The organism is Thermoflexibacter ruber (assembly GCF_900113045.1).
Lineage (GTDB): Bacteria > Bacteroidota > Bacteroidia > Cytophagales > Thermoflexibacteraceae > Thermoflexibacter > Thermoflexibacter ruber.
Map to the genome: position 1 here is coordinate 1 of NZ_FONY01000010.1, position 16,152 is coordinate 16,152.

Below are 16,152 nucleotides of genomic sequence, written 5' to 3' on the forward strand. Positions count from 1 at the left end.
TTTAGGAAATAATGCTAAGTAGTTCTTCTTGACTATTTTATACCAAGCCTTCTCAGAATCGCAAACCATTTGACCGACAAGATTTAGACAAATCACTTCACTATCCGAAAAAGTTGGTTTAGGTCCCGAACGTTCAACTAACTGACCGACTTCTTTGTAAATTTCATCTATAATGAAAAAAGTAAGGGTCAGAAAATCTGATAAATTTAACTCTTTTATATTATCTTTGAATACTGAATCAATTGCGATTTGGTGCATAGGTTATCTCTTTTTATGGTTGCACCTTAGAGATAACCTTTTTTACTGAAAATTCCAAACTAGCACAATCGGTATCATAATGTTAAACTAAAAGACAAAGCTACTTTTTTCTATTTCTTTTTATTTTCAAAGTTAAAAAATAATTTTGAAAAATGAAAAACTTTATAAGAGGCTCTATCAAAGTTTCACGGAAACAAAACACAATTTTTTTGCGTTTTACCGATAAGTGTAAAATTCTATGTCTATCTTTACTTTATAATTGTTGAATCAATAGCTTATTCCGATAGAAAAAATCAAAGCAGACGTTATCAAAAATAAAAAAGTCTTCTTTTGATAATTGTTCATCTTAAATTACTTTTGATACGTGAAGAAAATAACCTTACTATTTGCTATTTTAGGTTTGGCTTGGGGGGTAAAAGCCCAAAAAAAAGGCTCAATTAACGAAATCCTATATAAAAGTGAAACCACGTATGGGCTTAATTTTAGCACCAATGCGGGTCTAATAGGCGGTGTTACTATCAGACATACTCGAGCTATTACGCCTAAGATGTACCATTATTTTGGTTTAGATGCCGTCAATATCCGCCACCCTAAGGAACAACGCTCCACCAGCCGACTTTCAGGGCAGACCTTTATACCCGGTAAGCAAAATGCACTTTTCATGCTTCGCCCCACTTACGGTAGAGAATTTATTTTGTTCAAAAAAGAAGCCGAGCAGGGGGTGCAAATCAACACACACTTTTCTGCGGGACCTGCTTTAGGTTTGGTCGTTCCTTACTTTATAGAATACAGGTATGACAATAGAAGCCAACGCACCGAGCAGTATGACCCCGCAAAACACATCTTGTTTGAAAATGTAGTAGGCTCACCCGGCATATTTTCAGGGTTAGGGCAATCAAGCCTGACCTTCGGAGGTACAGTAAGGGCAGGGATTAACTTTGAGTTTGGGAGTTTCAAAAATAATGTAACAGGCTTTGAGTTAGGCATCGCCGCCGACTTCCTCTCTAACAAAGTAATACTCATGCCTTTGGCAGAAAACAGGTCTAACTTTTTTTCTGCCTATGTAGTGCTGTTTTATGGAGGAAGAAAGTAAGTTTTTTAAAAAGTATTTAACTTGATTTAATAGATAAAATGATAGAACTACCAGTCATAGAGCCAACCACAGAAACTCAGCCCCCAAGTACCCCATTGCATCGCAAACCAAGCTGGCTGAGGGTAAAACTTCCTGTGGGAGAGAACTTTACAAAAGTTAGGAAAATCGTAGATGAATATAAACTACACACCATTTGCCAAAGTGGGAATTGTCCAAATATGGGCGAGTGTTGGGGAGCGGGTACGGCTACTTTTATGATTTTAGGCAATGTGTGTACGCGCAGTTGTACTTTCTGTGCCGTAGCAACAGGCAGACCGAATGAGTACGATACCGATGAGCCTCGCAGGGTAGCCGAAGCTATTAAACTCATGGGCGTAAAGCACGCAGTGATTACTTCGGTAAACAGAGATGAACTCAAAGACAGAGGAGCAGAAATTTGGTATCAGACCGTAATAGAGGTAAAAAAATTAAATCCTCATACTACTATAGAAACCCTCATTCCTGATGTAAAAGGAAATTGGGAAGCCCTTTACCGTATGATTTCCGCAGGGCAGGAGGTGGTTTCTCATAATATGGAAACCGTCAAGCGATTGTATAGGAGAGTACGTCCGCAAGCAAAATATGAACGCAGTTTAGAACAAATCCAACGCATCAAAGAATACGGAAAACGCACCAAATCAGGCATTATGCTTGGCTTGGGAGAAACTGACGAGGAGGTATTTGAAGCGATGGACGATTTGGTAGCTCATGGGCTTGATGTGCTTACGCTGGGGCAGTACCTCCAACCTACCAAAATGCACTTAGAAGTAGCTGAGTATATTCACCCTGACAAGTTTGCCTTTTTCAAGGAAGAAGGATTAAAAAGAGGTTTGAAGTATGTAGAGTCTGGAGCTTTAGTTCGCTCCTCCTATCATGCAGAAAGGCACGTAAACGTTTAGATAAAATGCTGATTCGCATAGTGAGAATGACATTTCAAAAAGAAAAAGTAGAAGATTTTTTAGCTATTTTTTCAGAGTCCAAAGATAAAATCAGAAATTTTCAGGGCTGTTTGCATTTGGAATTGCTCAGAGATGCAGAACAGCCTCATGTTTTTATGACTTACAGCCATTGGGACAGTGAACAATCCTTAGAAAAATATAGGCAATCTGCCTTATTTCAAACTACTTGGGCAGCCACTAAACTACTTTTTGCCGACAAACCTTTGGCTTTTAGTAGTTATTCCTTCGTAAAAGTTTGAGGTTTTCGCAATTTTCTACTATCTTTGTTTTTAATTGAAATAGTTAAAATAATTTGAATTTGTTTGATATAGTTAGAACATCTTGCTTTTCAGCTATCTATACACTCATAACTTATAACTCATAACTAAAAAAATGTACTCAATTTTATTACAAACAGGCGGTGGAAGTGGAAATATGATGAATTTGCTATTCATCGTGGGTATGGTAGCAGTTTTCTACTTTTTTATGATTCGGCCACAGCAGAAAAAACAAAAAGAGCAAAAATCATTTTTGGAAAGCCTCAAAAGAGGCGATAAAATAGTTACTATTGGAGGAATGCACGGAACTATTTTGTCTATTGAAGGAAATACGGTATTAGTAGAAGCAGACCAAGGCGTAAAACTCAAGTTTGAGAAATCTGCAATTTCACAAGAGCAAACCAAAGCCGCCTACGGTAAAACAGAGGCAAAAGCCTAAGTATTTTAAAAACTTGAAAGCACTTGATTGGAAAGGAATTAGCTTATGTGTGGTGATAGCTACTTTGATTTGGTTTTTTAATGCACTAAACAAGACCTACACCACACGTATCAGATTCCCTGTTATTTTTAAAACCAAGCAAAATAATGTTGTTCCAGTTAATGACCCTCCGAATAGCTTGGAAGTAGAAGTAACAGGACAGGGCTGGAGTTTGTTTCGTAAAAACTTTGGCATAGGCGTAGAACCTGTTATCATAGACCTTATTAATGTACTTCGAGTAAAAAATTTTCCTACTAAGGCTTTTTTACCTATTTTTAGTATTCAGTTCAAGGATATAAAAATTAACCAAATCATTCCTGATACCATCAAATTAGATTATAATAATGTCATTAGTAAGGAAATATATCTTGACTTGCCTATTAGCCAAGTTGATTTGAAAGAAGACTATAGGATTACTTCTCCTATACAAATTGCTCCCAACAGAGTTACTTTCACAGGAGCAAGTTCTTTGGTAGAGGCACTGGGAGATACTATTTTTTTAAGTATCAAAGCAGAAGATGGCATTAGCAAAAACTATAATGACTACGTAGCGATTCAATATCCTGTACATAAACACTTAAAGCCTAAAGTAGAAAAAGTAAGAGTTAGCTTTCAAGTATCTCTTTTTGTTCAGCATAACCAACTCATACCTATTGAGTTACTCAATTTTCCTGCAGACTCCTCCGCCACTATTGATGAGAGAAGTGTTATCTTAGAATACTGGCTACGAAAAGAAAAAGAAAATAGAGTACGCACAGATACTATTAAGGCTATCGTAGATTTTAGAGCAAGAAACAAGAAAGATTCTACTATTACCCCTATGCTATGGATTCCCCAAGATTTGACTAATACCAAAGTAACGCCTTCAAAAGTAAAAATTCACTATGGCAAGTACACTAAAAATCGGAATAACAGGAGGGATAGGAGTAGGTAAAAGTACTGCATGCCTGATATTCAAGCATTTAGGTATTCCTGTTTACGATGCAGATACGCGAGCCAAATGGCTCATTAGTCATCACCCTACGCTTATTTCCGAAATCAAAGCCTACTTTGGCAAGGAGGCATACTTCAATGGCGAACTCAATAGAAGATATTTGGCAGAGAAAGTTTTTATTGACAAAGATAATATCCAAAAAATGAATAGCTTAGTCCACCCTAAAGTAGGGGAGGACGCTAAGCAATGGTTCAATGAACAAGAAGGAAAGTATCCCTACATCATCAAAGAGGCAGCTTTACTCTACGAATCAGGTTCTTACAAAGAGTTAGATAAAGTCATTGTAGTAACTGCTCCCTTAGACCTCAGAATAGCACGCATACAAGCCAGAGACCCTCAGCGAAGCAAAGAGGAAATCTTAGGCATTATTAGCAAACAAATGCCCGAGGAGGAGAAAGTAAAGAGAGCTGACTTTGTGATTTATAATGATGAAAAACAAATGCTTATTCCCCAAGTGCTAACAGTACACCAAGCGTTAATAAATCTCTCTAAAAGCAACCACGTTCCTATTTTCAGAAGCTAAATCCTCCATGAAAGCCAATAAATTGATGCCCTAATCTTTCTGAGAAAGGAACAGGACTGCCATTATTTCTAATGATAAAATAATTTACTTGTATCTGTTGAGATTTAAGTCCTATAGAAAAATAAGCCGATTTTGAATGGTTTAACATAAGCCGAATTCCTACATTGCCTTGCACCATGAAACCTGCATTATCTGTGCCTTGCCTATTCTCCGACCAACCAAAACTATGTCCTGAACGGAAATTGAAAAAGGGACGCCACTTACCCTTGGCAAAATCAGTACGTAAATCTAAGAATATAGGAATTAGCTGTAAATTTCCTTGTTTGCTGTATCCCGTCCCCAAACCTATATAAAGCGAAGGTGATAGGGCATAGTTGTAAGAAAAATTGATTTCCTGTCCCTGCATAGTATTTCTTAACCCGCCAAAACGAGTCATTATATTACCTGTCCCAACTGTATGGGCTAACTCCACGAAGCGTACAAATCCTGTACATGTAGATTCTGCACTTTTAGGACTCTCAACTCCTTCTACACGCTCATTTCTAATCTGCTCTATTTCGTTGATTACAAGAGATAAAGCAGTATGATTCAAGGTTTCAAATTCTATAATTTGATTTTCTATCTTTTTGATTTTACCTTTTACCACCTTCCCATTTTTCAAGTAAATAACATCTGCGTACTGATGCTGGCAGCGAGCCTGCATAGAAAAAATAAACACCAAACCAATAACCAATAATATATATTTCATATCATTTTTTGGATTTATCTGACATAAAAACGAGCAAAACAGCTATTCGGTTTAACATTTTAAAACTTATTAGCATGCTATTTTAACTTTTTTAAAATAGCTTAGAAACGTAGTTTATTAGTAATTGATAATCAAGCAGTTTATAGCTTGATTTTAGGTGAAAAGTATATAATTAGTGTAATTATTGCTGTAAATAAAAAACTAATTTAGCAATGCCTGAATTTTTATTTTTTATTCCTTTATTTTAATTTTGGGTTTCAAAAAAAATATATCAGGATAAATCTATGCCTACAAGACTGCTTATTCTCAAGAATAAAAAAGCATACCTATTTTTAATTCTTTTTTTTATTAGCTTTTTACCGAACAGCTGTCAAGAAAAAAAAAGAGCCAACACTAAGCTAAAAATTGTCTGCACTACCAGCATGATAGCAGATGTATTTCAACAAATTGCAAGGGACTCGGCTGAGGTCGTAGCACTGATGGGCGCAGGGGTCGACCCACACTTATACAAAGCCACGCATGGAGATATAAAAAAACTACTTTCTGCTGATGTAGTATTCTACAATGGCTTACATTTAGAAGGAAAAATGGGGGAAATTATGCAAAAGTTGGCACGACAGAAGCCTGTAGTGGCTCTAGGAGAAGGGCTTGACTCTGCTCGACTTATCTATCCTATGGAAGATGCTCATACCCCAGACCCGCATATTTGGTTTGATGTCATGCTTTGGAAAGAGGCAGTCCGATATGGGGCTATTGCTTTGGAAAGAATAGACAAAGAACTATTTGCAGGAAAAAGAGCAAGCTATTTTAGAAAAAATACAGAAGATTATTTGCAGAAACTGGACAGCTTGGACAGAGCAGTAAGAGCCATCTTAGACCACATTCCTACCAGCCAAAAAGTATTAATCACCTCTCATGATGCTTTTTCGTACTTTGGGCGTGCTTATCAGTTCGAGGTAAGAGGTTTGCAAGGCATCTCTACTTTATCTGATTTTGGTTTGAAAGATGTGTCAGATTTGGTAAATTTTATTGTTAAGAACAAAATAAAAGCTATCTTTGTAGAAACTTCTGTTTCCGAACAGTCTATCAAAGCGGTCATTAAAGGTTGTCAAGCACAAGGGCACCAAGTGAAAATGGGAGGGAAACTTTTTTCTGATGCACTTGGTAAAACGGGTACTTTGGAGGGAACATACACGGGTATGATTCAAAGCAATGTAAAGACTATCGCCAATGCTTTGAAATAAAGCTAATTACAATTGTCTGATTATGAATATTTAATAATTATGCATCTAATTCATTTTATCCTTATCTTTTTTTTGCAAGTTACAGTGGCGAATCAAACAGCCAATGACTTAGTAAAAAGTAAAGTCAAAGAGGTAGAAACTCAGCAGTTTCAAAAAATCATCGTTCCAGAACTCCCAGCCTCTCTTTCTTTTGCGGGAGAGCCTGTACCCTTAGAAGATGCAGACATTAGAGAACGACTTGAGAGAGAACTCATTAACAACTGTTACAAGCACTCTGCTACTCTGATTATTTTGAAAAGAGAAGGCAAATGGAAAGCACGTATCCAAGCCATTTTGAAAGAGCAAGGTATTCCAGAAGATTTTTTCTACTTAGCTGTAGCCGAAAGTGAATTAGATGAATATGCCCTTTCTCCTGCTAAAGCATTGGGTTTTTGGCAGTTTCTCAAAGAAACCGGTAAAGAATTTGGTTTAGAAATCAACAATTACGTCGACCAACGCAAAGACCCTATTGCTTCCACTTATGCCGCTTGCAAGTATTTGAAAGCGGCCTATGAGAAATACGGTAGGAATTGGACGCTTGCCGCCGCTTCCTATAATCGTGGTATGAACGGGCTTAAAAAAGCCTTAGAAGCCCAAAAGGTAGATTCTTATTACGACCTTTACCTCAACAGAGAAACCTATCGCTACGTGTTACGTATCTTAGCTTTGAAAGCAATCATGGAAAATCCCAGCAAGTACGGGTTTCATATAGAAGATGAACAGCGTTGGAAAGCAGTAGAAACTGAACGCGTATGGATAGATAGCACTATCAACAACCTGCCTGAGTTTGCTAAGCAAATGGGGATTAACTATAAAACCTTGAAAATATACAACCCTTGGTTGGACAGTGAGGACTACAATTTGGTAGTTCAGAAAGGTAAAGGTTATTGGTTCGAGATTCCCAAAACAAAAAACTAATAAAACAAGTAGCTGTTTTTCAATTAAATAGCTTTAAAAGAATATGAAAAAAACAGGAAGAAAAATAGTCGCTTATTCGTCTATCTTGGCTACCTTCTTAGCTATTTTATTTATTTTTTGGTCAGAAGAAGTCAAGTATTTATTGCCTACTCCTATCCCTCAAAGCTATCAAGAAGTAGCTATTAATCAATCTGTTTCTGTAGAAGATTTTATCCAAACCCAATCTACAAAGCCTATATTTTTACATTTTTTCAATCCAGACTGCCCTTGCTCAAAGTTCAATCTCAGTCATGTACGAAGTCTGATAAAGAAGTATAATAAAGAAATAGAATTTTATGCAGTTTTGCAAGTAGAGGGAAAGAACTATGATGTAAGCCAATTTACAAAAAAATACGACCTTCCTGTTAAAGTTATTGTTGATTATCAGAATATTTTAGCAGAGAAGTGTGGAGTTTATTCTACTCCTCAAGCAGTCATTCTGACTACTGACAGTAAACTCTATTATCGCGGTAATTATAACAAATCTCGCTATTGTACCGACAAAGCGACTAATTTTGCTCAAATGGCAATAGATAGCCTCTTGCTTGGGAAAGAACCTCCTCAGTTTGGTATTTTAGCAAGCCAATCTTATGGCTGTGAATTGCCAAAAGAAGAAGAAAATTGATTTTAATGAAAATAAACTTGTTTTTTTGAAAATAACAGTAGAAATTCAGTTTTCATTTTCATCTAACGCTCTATTACATTGAAAAAAAAGCAAGGTCAGTTTGTCAGGTCATTGACTATGGGTGCGGCAATGATTTTGGTCATTAGCTCAGTGATAGGCTCGGGAGTATATAAGAAGGTAGCCCCTATGTCTGCGGAATTGCAGTCACCAACGTTGGTACTTTTTTGTTGGATTCTGGCAGGTATTATCAGCCTTTGTGGCGCATTGAGCAATGCAGAAATTGCCAGTATGCTCGCTGACTCTGGGGGAGAGTATGTGTATTTCAAGCGAATCTACGGCAGATTCATGGCATTTATTTATGGTTGGAGTACTTTTACAGCTATCAAGACTGCGGCAGTGGCTTCTATTGCCTACGTTTTTTCTCAATCTTTCAATGCCCTCTTTCCTCTACCTAACCTGCCCGATGCGATTGCACAAATAGATATTTGGGGCTTATTCAAACCCTTTGAAAACTTTGGAGTAAAGGCTTTGACCATTTTTCTTATCTTATCTCTGACTTTTCTGAATACCAGAGGGCTAAAAGGAGCTTCTTTTTTAAGCAAATCCATTACTACTTTGGTGATTATAGGTTTAGGCGTAATAGTCATTTCTGGATTACTTTTTGGACAAGGAGGAAGTTTTGCTAACTTACAAAACCCTGCTATCCACTATATTTCAAAGGATTGGACTGATTTTAGCTTAATAAAATCCGTATTTGGAGCGATGTTGGCAGCGTTTTGGGCTTACGAAGGCTGGAATACCGTAGGCTTTATCGGCGGGGAAATTCAAAATCCAAATAAAAACCTCCCTTTGGCTCTCTTTGGGGGCATGGTCATCATTATTTCTGCTTATATCTTAGTAAATTTTACCTACTTCTATGTCATGCCCATAGATAAAATTATTGAAGTCCATCAATCCCAAAATGAAATTGCGGCGGTGGCTGTCATTCGTTCCTATGCAGGAAATATTGGTGCGGGTGCCTTATCTGTTCTGATTCTATTCACTACTTTTGGCTGTACCAATAGCACTATCCTCATGCCACCTCGCATTTACTATGCTATGGCAAAAGATGGATTATTTTTCAAAAATGCAGAATACGTCCACCCCCGCTACAATACCCCGAATACAGCCCTTTGGATTCAGGGGATATGGGCTTGTGTATTGGTACTTTCGGGTAGTTTTGACCAACTTACTGATATGCTGATATTTGCGGCATTTTTCTTTTATGGAGCTACGGCATTAGGCGTATTTGTTTTGCGTATCAAAGAACCTAACACGGAAAGACCTTATAAGGTGTGGGGCTATCCTATCGTACCTGCTCTGTTTGTTATTTTTTGTTTTGCCCTGATAATCATTACCTTGTTCACTCACCCCAGAGAAGCGGGCATAGGATTGGTACTCATGCTGACGGGTGTGCCTTTTTATTTTTATTGGAATAGGAGAAGGATATTGGAAGAATAAAATTTCATCAAAACTATAAATACAATGAGCCAAAAATTAAGAAGCTACGATTGGTTTGGGAAAAATGATAAAATGGGTTTTGTCCATAGGTCTTGGTTGAGGAATCAAGGCTATCCTGACGATTATTTCCAAGGCAAACCCGTCATAGGGATATGCAATACTTGGAGCGAACTCACCCCTTGCAATGCTCACCTGCGAGATTTTGCAGAAGTAGTTAAAAGAGGCATAGTAGAGGCAGGTGGCTTCCCTTTGGAGTTCCCTGTGATGTCCTTAGGAGAAACTATCATGCGTCCTACGACTATGCTTTTCCGCAATTTAGCCAGCATGGATACGGAGGAGAGCATCAGAGCCAACCCACTTGACGGAGTAGTTTTGCTGACTGGCTGTGATAAAACTACCCCAAGTACAGTTATGGGAGCGTGTAGTGTAGATTTACCCACTATTGTCGTACCGGGCGGACCTATGCTCAATGGAAGGTTTCGGGGGCAATGTGTAGGTTCTGGCTCTTTTAATTGGCTTATCAAAGAAAAACAACACGTAGAAAACTACACCGCAGAGGACATTCATGAAATGGAGGTAGGCGTAGCACGCAGTCAAGGACACTGTATGACTATGGGGACGGCTTCTACGATGGCTTGCATGATGGAAGCCTTAGGACTTACGCTCCCGGGCATGGCAGCCATTCCTGCAGCGGATTCCCGCAAAAAGCTCATGGCTCAACTTTCAGGGAGAAGAATAGTAGAAATGGTCAAAGAAGACCTGAAGATTTCTAAAATCCTTACTCGTCAGGCTTTTGAGAACGCAATCGTTATCAATGCGGGAATAGGAGGCTCTACTAATGCTATTATCCACCTTTTAGCTATTGCAGGAAGGCTGGGCGTGGAGTTAAATTTGGAAGATTTTGATATAATAGGCAGTAAAGTTCCTCTTTTGGCCAACCTAAAACCTGCGGGAAAATACCTTATGGAGGAATTTTTCTATGCTGGCGGCTTGCCTGTAGTAATTAGAGAATTAAAACAATATATTCATAATGAAGCAATTACAGTTAACGGGAAAAGTATAGGAGAAAACAATGCCCATGCGCCTTGCTACGACCAAGAAGTAATTGCAAGTGCAGATAAACCTTTGCTCAAAGAAGCAGGAATTGCGGTATTGAAGGGAAACTTATGCGAATACGGGGCAATTATAAAGCCCTCTGCGGCTACCCCTGCCTTGATGAAACACAGAGGCAAAGCAGTAGTTTTCAAAAGCATAGAAGATTATCACCAACGCATAGACGACCCCAATTTGGAAATAGACGAAAACTCTGTCATCGTCTTGCAAGGAGTAGGACCTGTAGGCTACCCGGGAATGCCAGAGGTCGGTAATGTGGACTTACCTGAAAAGTTATTGAGGAAAGGTATCAAAGACATGGTAAGGATTTCCGATGGACGCATGAGCGGAACGGCGGCAGGAACGGTAGTATTGCACGTTTCTCCCGAGTCTGCTATTGGAGGAGTTTTAGCCTTAGTCAAAGACGGCGACATGATAGAATTGGACGTGGAAAATAGGAAACTTCACTTGGACATTAGCGATGAGGAGTTAGCAAAACGCAAGGCAGCATGGACACCACCCCCACCGCAAGCTGACAGAGGCTATGTCAAATTTTACATAGACCACGTACAGCAAGCGCATCTCGGGGCAGATTTAGACATTTTAAGAGGTGGCTCAGGAAGCGAAGTTACCAGAGATTTGCATTAGCAATAAAAGGTTGGAATTTGAAAGTATTACTCTTGTTTATAATTTGTAGTCTTACTAAACTTTTGAGAGTTTATTAAGGCTATTTTTTATTATATTCTTCACAAGAAACATCTCATTGATTAGCATACGCTTTGACAAATAAGGACAAATTATCAACAGCACTTGCCATTTTACGTACAGAATCGTACATTTTATCATCAGTTTCCACATAAGTACAATTTTTAGAAGCAGTATTATGCCAAAGTTGTTTTACTTCATCTTGCAGTTGGGCATTTTTTGTTGGAAGTTGCATAAAGGCTTGTTTGATGGCATACTTCACCTCGTTGGGGAGGTCTTTTTTCACAATCACAGGGCTATTGTAGATAGGTTCTGAAATCCAGATAATTCTTACATCGTCTTTCTCTATGGCTCTTGCCTGTATCATTTCTTGTAGCTCATCATAACTACAAGCTCCTGCTAATGCCTTCCCTTCTTTGATAGCCAAAACAGTTTTCTGATGTGTTCCTCCAAAGACAATATTATTAAAAAACATCTCCGCTGGGTTTATTTTTTCCTTTGCCATATACAAGCGAGGAACTAAATGCCCTGAGGTAGAGCCAGAGTTTACAAACATAAAGTCTATGTGATGCGAGAGCCTTCTTATATCTTCTATGTTTTTCATCTGTCCTAAGGAATCAGGATTGACAATGATACAACTTTGGTAAGTAATTGGCTTCTGATTTTTATCTCCTATCATCAATAAAGGCTCTACATTGTTAGTTTCCTGAGCTAAAATGTAGCCAAAAGTATTCATAATTGCTACATCTACCTTGCCTTCTTTGAGCATTTCCACCAAATCAAGTGTTTTCTGCGGTTTGACGAGAACTATCTCTGCGCCAGTTTGCTGACTTAGATATTCCTTTAATTTGTTAAAGGTATTATCGTTTACTGAGCTACTTACATTAGTAACGATTGCCAAAGTAATCTTTTGCCTTTGAGCAAAAAGAGGCTGAGCAATTGTGAAAGTAATAAAAGAAAAGAATAAGAAGATACAGAAGCTGTAGATTTTTTTCATAATGACTTCCAATTTTGTAACTTAAATTTAATTCGAATAATTGTGAAAAGCTTGTAAAATAGAATTAAGTTAATGTGAAATTTAGAACTCAAAATTGCAAAATCAATCAGCTTTTTGAGCAAACTTCCAATTCTTATCTTAGAAGGAGAGGGAGTAGCGAGATAGGCGGGAGAAAGATAGCATTTCTACCTTGTTTAATCACCTTTCTTTTATATAAAATCTTTTTTAGAAGAATAACAGCTACTAAATTTTTAGCCAAACATTACTCAAATGCCTATTGATGTTATTAAAATCTACCTCTGTATAAAATCTTGCCTATCCAATAGCTTTATTACGTAGTTTTACGTTAAAGTATGTATCTGCTAAATCATTGAGATACTTTGAAAAAAAACGCAAAAAATAGTATTATTCTCACCTTTCTGTTTGTGCTAAGCTGGCAGTTTGTCTTTGCTCAGATGCAAACAGAACCAGCTATAGATAGTGCTATGCGCAACCTTGTCAATGATGCCTTGATAAAAAATGAACTGGAGGTAGCCAAAATGCGAATGAATTATGAGTTGCTGAAACAACAAGATGAAATCGCTCTCTTACAAAAAGATAACCAACTCATGAAAGCTACCACACAAAAACAAATTCTTATCATTATTGTAGCGGTTTCTTTGGTGATATTCTTGATGGTTCTTTCTTTTATTCTTTACTTCAGTAATGCCAAAGCGCACAAACTTAATACGCTCTTAGATAAGCAAAGAAAAGAATTGAAAGATAAAAATGAAGAGATACAACAACAAAAAGAAGAAATCGAGGCGATTAATAGTAATTTGGAACTCTCTATTACTCAGCATACCAAACAACTGCAAATTACAGTAGAGAGTCTTTCACAAAGAAATAAAGATTTAGAGCAATTTTCATACATAGTGTCCCATAACTTACGCGCTCCTATCGCCCACCTCATAGGCTTAGCCAATATTTTTAACAAGGAAGCCCCAGAAGACCCTATGAATCAGGAAATCCTAACTCACGTACAAAAAGCGGCCTATAACTTAGATGTGATAGTCAGAGATTTGACGCACATACTGAGTATAAGAAATAATCTTAGCTTACAAAAAGAAAGAATAAATCTGCCTGAACTTACCCAAGAGGTCTTAGAAAGTTTAAAAGAAGAAATTATACAAGCCACTCCTCAAATCAACCTTAATTTTAATCAAGTTAGCTATATCTATTCCGTTAAATCCCATATAGAAAACATTTTGTTACAGCTAATTTCCAATACACTTAAATACAGGAAAAAACGTGTAGCCCTTCAAATGGAAATTTCTGCAATCGTTTCTGAGAATAATCAATTCTGCCTTACAGTCAAAGACAATGGTCTGGGCATAGATTTGACCAAAGTGGACACATACAAAATTTTTGGACTTTACCAACGTATGCACACCCATGTGGACGGAAAAGGGCTGGGGCTTTACTTAGTCAAAACCCAAGTAGAAGCACTGGGAGGGAAAGTAGAGGTAGAAAGTGAAGAAAATGTAGGCTCTACCTTCAAGGTAATACTTCCTCTCTCATAAAATTAATGTTTTTATCTATTCCTTTTTCAAATTCTTTTCATCTTTTGCTAATTTTGTTTTTGATATAAAATTTTAGCTTGTTTAATAGTATTTTGCATCAAAAATACTTATTAGTTTACTACAAAAAATTTGAAAAACTTAATACTCAACCCCATACTACATGATTCCAGTTTTTGAGCCTATCATAGAAGAAGACGAAATCAATGCTGTCGTTGATGCTCTTCGCAGAGGAGAAATCTCTGGCTCTTTTGGTCGTTATATTCCTGATTTTGAGCAAGCTTTTGCTAATTACTGTGGTGTTAAGTATGGCATTGCAGTTACCAGTGGCTCTACTGCCCTGCACGTAGCTGTTACTGCGGCAGGCATAGGCGAGGGTGATGAGGTACTGGTCAGTGCAAGTACCAATATCGCCACCGCATTGGCAGTAATCCACAATAATGCTATCCCTGTGCCTGTGGATTCTGAGCCTCTTACGTGGAATATGGACTTAGATTTATTGGAATCTTTGATTACTCCTCAAACCAAAGCCATCATACCTGTACATCTTTACGGACATCCTGTAGATATGGATAGGCTCATGGAAATAGCCCAAAAACACAAACTCATTGTCATAGAGGATGCCGCAGAAGCTCATGGAGCGACTTGTAGAGGGAAAATGGCTGGCAGCTTTGGCGATATGGCTTGTTTTAGCTTTTATGCCAATAAAATTATTACTACAGGTGAAGGAGGCATGATTCTTACTGATAACAAAGAATATGCAGACAAACTTAAACTCCTTCGTAATCTGGCATTTACTCAGCCACGCTTTTGGCACGAAGAGGCGGGTTTTAACTTTCGTATGACGGGCTACCAAGCTGCTATGGGTTTGGTGCAAGTAGGCAAACTGGACGGCATCGTTAATGATAAAATCAAAATGGCTCGCCTCTATGACAAGCACTTAGCAGGAATTAAAGGCGTACAAACACCCTATACAGCAGATTGGGCAAAGAATGTCTATTGGATGTACGGTATTGTGGTGAAACCTGAGTTTGGTGTAAGTAGAGATGAGTTAGTGCAAAAACTAAGACAGGCGGGGATAGATACGCGTACTTTCTTCTGCCCTATGAACCTACAGCCCTGCTTACAAAAACGCAAAGGGTTCAAGCAGATTGACTGTCCTGTAGCAGAAAATCTTTGGGAAAATGGTTTGTACCTGCCCTCAAGTACGAATCTAACAGAAGAACAAATTAGCTTTATTGCAGGAGAAATTAGAAAAATCGGGCAAAAATAACCGAACAATCACATGCTCAAACGCTGGCAAAGGTTAGTAAAATCTCTACATAACAAAAAGTTTCGCTACCAAGAAGGATTATTCCTCGTAGAGGGAGAAAAAAGTGTAGTAGAACTGCTTACCCCAGAAACTAACGTGCAGGGCATTGAAGTCGAAGCCTTATTTTATACACCTAAATTTGCCCAAGAGTATGTGAAGTATTTGGCATCTTTTCAAAAAAAAGTAGCTTACAGTGAGGTAGTTACACAGGAAATACTTCAAAGCGTTGGTACTTTGCAGACCAACGATAGTATTTTAGCAGTGGCGCACCTTCCTCAGAACCTTCCTTTTGATAGGGCTGATGAGATGGTGTTGGCATTGGCAGACATTCGCGACCCGGGAAATTTAGGAACGATTATCAGGATAGCAGATTGGTATGGGATAAACAAGATGATTTGTTCTGAAACAACTACAGATTTTTACAGTCCAAAAGTCATCTCTGCCTCGATGGGGTCTTTTCTAAGAGTAAGACCTTATTACTGTCAATTGGACAATTATCTAAGAGAGAATTTTTCTGATAGTGTTTATGGAGCTTTTTTAGATGGTAAAAATATATACGAAGAAGATTTTAAGGCTCATGGCATTATAGTTATTGGTAATGAGTCCAACGGTATTTCAGATGAAATAGCCCAATACATATCGCATCGTATTACTATTCCTCGATTTGGCAAGGCTGAATCACTTAACGCAGCGATAGCTACAGCAATCATTTGCGACAACTGGAAAAGACACATTTTATTTCACAAGTCTTATCAAGATAGAAAAAGATAGAC

At 37.9% G+C, this 16,152-nt stretch carries 17 protein-coding genes; 14 read left to right on the forward strand and 3 right to left on the reverse strand.

Annotation, left to right across the window (positions count from 1 at the left end; all coding sequences use genetic code 11):
* A partial coding sequence (locus BM141_RS06945; RefSeq protein ID WP_143090830.1) for a hypothetical protein occupies positions 1-258 on the reverse strand: 258 nt, incomplete at its 3' end.
* A 364-nt stretch (positions 259-622) separates the two neighbouring features.
* Here BM141_RS06945 and BM141_RS06950 point away from each other — a divergent pair.
* The 6 genes from BM141_RS06950 (at position 623) to coaE (ending at position 4,601) form a co-directional block, all read left to right on the forward strand.
* Positions 623-1,351: a hypothetical protein gene (locus tag BM141_RS06950; protein WP_091542356.1), complete on the forward strand. Its 729-nt coding sequence runs from the start codon at positions 623-625 to the stop codon at positions 1,349-1,351.
* A 38-nt stretch (positions 1,352-1,389) separates the two neighbouring features.
* Positions 1,390-2,289: a lipoyl synthase gene (lipA, locus tag BM141_RS06955; RefSeq protein ID WP_091542359.1), complete on the forward strand. Its 900-nt coding sequence runs from the start codon at positions 1,390-1,392 to the stop codon at positions 2,287-2,289.
* A 5-nt stretch (positions 2,290-2,294) separates the two neighbouring features.
* Complete coding sequence (locus BM141_RS06960) at positions 2,295-2,588, forward strand: putative quinol monooxygenase (protein WP_091542361.1); 294 nt, start codon at positions 2,295-2,297, stop codon at positions 2,586-2,588.
* 133 nt (positions 2,589-2,721) lie between these two features.
* A complete protein-coding gene (gene yajC / locus BM141_RS06965) occupies positions 2,722-3,045 on the forward strand; it encodes a preprotein translocase subunit YajC (RefSeq protein ID WP_091542363.1) in 324 nt (107 codons plus the stop codon).
* Positions 3,046-3,058: 13 nt separating this feature from the next.
* Entirely contained in the window at positions 3,059-4,018 is a 960-nt protein-coding gene (locus tag BM141_RS06970) for a YbbR-like domain-containing protein (RefSeq protein WP_091542365.1), read from the forward strand.
* Positions 3,969-4,601: a dephospho-CoA kinase gene (gene coaE, locus BM141_RS06975; RefSeq protein WP_091542369.1), complete on the forward strand. Its 633-nt coding sequence runs from the start codon at positions 3,969-3,971 to the stop codon at positions 4,599-4,601. Before BM141_RS06970 ends, coaE begins: the two co-directional genes overlap by 50 nt.
* Here coaE and BM141_RS06980 read toward each other — a convergent pair.
* A complete protein-coding gene (locus BM141_RS06980; RefSeq protein WP_091542373.1) occupies positions 4,591-5,349 on the reverse strand; it encodes a hypothetical protein in 759 nt (252 codons plus the stop codon). The two genes, coaE and BM141_RS06980, sit on opposite strands and share 11 nt — an antisense overlap.
* A 284-nt stretch (positions 5,350-5,633) precedes the next feature.
* Here BM141_RS06980 and BM141_RS06985 point away from each other — a divergent pair, with 284 nt between their 5' ends.
* The 5 genes from BM141_RS06985 (at position 5,634) to BM141_RS07005 (ending at position 11,454) form a co-directional block, all read left to right on the forward strand.
* Positions 5,634-6,593, forward strand: a complete 960-nt coding sequence (locus tag BM141_RS06985) for a metal ABC transporter solute-binding protein, Zn/Mn family (RefSeq protein ID WP_091542377.1) — start codon at positions 5,634-5,636, stop codon at positions 6,591-6,593.
* A 39-nt stretch (positions 6,594-6,632) separates the two neighbouring features.
* On the forward strand, positions 6,633-7,550 hold the full coding sequence (locus tag BM141_RS06990) for a lytic transglycosylase domain-containing protein (RefSeq protein ID WP_091542379.1): 918 nt from the start codon (positions 6,633-6,635) through the stop codon (positions 7,548-7,550).
* A gap of 43 nt (positions 7,551-7,593) precedes the next feature.
* On the forward strand, positions 7,594-8,214 hold the full coding sequence (locus BM141_RS06995; protein ID WP_091542382.1) for a TlpA family protein disulfide reductase: 621 nt from the start codon (positions 7,594-7,596) through the stop codon (positions 8,212-8,214).
* Positions 8,215-8,292: 78 nt separating this feature from the next.
* A complete protein-coding gene (locus tag BM141_RS07000; RefSeq protein WP_245764003.1) occupies positions 8,293-9,714 on the forward strand; it encodes an APC family permease in 1,422 nt (473 codons plus the stop codon).
* A 24-nt stretch (positions 9,715-9,738) separates the two neighbouring features.
* Positions 9,739-11,454 (forward strand): IlvD/Edd family dehydratase, encoded by a 1,716-nt coding sequence (locus BM141_RS07005; RefSeq protein WP_091542386.1) that lies wholly within the window; start codon positions 9,739-9,741, stop codon positions 11,452-11,454.
* Between the two features lie 112 nt (positions 11,455-11,566).
* Here the strand turns inward: BM141_RS07005 and phnD are convergent, their stop codons facing one another.
* Positions 11,567-12,508 carry a phosphate/phosphite/phosphonate ABC transporter substrate-binding protein gene (phnD, locus tag BM141_RS07010; RefSeq protein WP_143090831.1) on the reverse strand — a complete coding sequence of 314 codons (942 nt, stop codon included), beginning with the start codon at positions 12,506-12,508 and terminating at the stop codon, positions 11,567-11,569.
* Between the two features lie 380 nt (positions 12,509-12,888).
* Between phnD and BM141_RS07015 the strand changes: the two genes are divergently transcribed.
* The 3 genes from BM141_RS07015 (at position 12,889) to BM141_RS07025 (ending at position 16,150) form a co-directional block, all read left to right on the forward strand.
* Entirely contained in the window at positions 12,889-14,070 is a 1,182-nt protein-coding gene (locus BM141_RS07015) for a sensor histidine kinase (RefSeq protein ID WP_091542391.1), read from the forward strand.
* 160 nt (positions 14,071-14,230) lie between these two features.
* Entirely contained in the window at positions 14,231-15,340 is a 1,110-nt protein-coding gene (locus BM141_RS07020) for a DegT/DnrJ/EryC1/StrS family aminotransferase (protein WP_091542394.1), read from the forward strand.
* A 12-nt stretch (positions 15,341-15,352) separates the two neighbouring features.
* Positions 15,353-16,150: an RNA methyltransferase gene (locus BM141_RS07025; RefSeq protein WP_091542396.1), complete on the forward strand. Its 798-nt coding sequence runs from the start codon at positions 15,353-15,355 to the stop codon at positions 16,148-16,150.
* Positions 16,151-16,152: the final 2 nt, after the last annotated feature.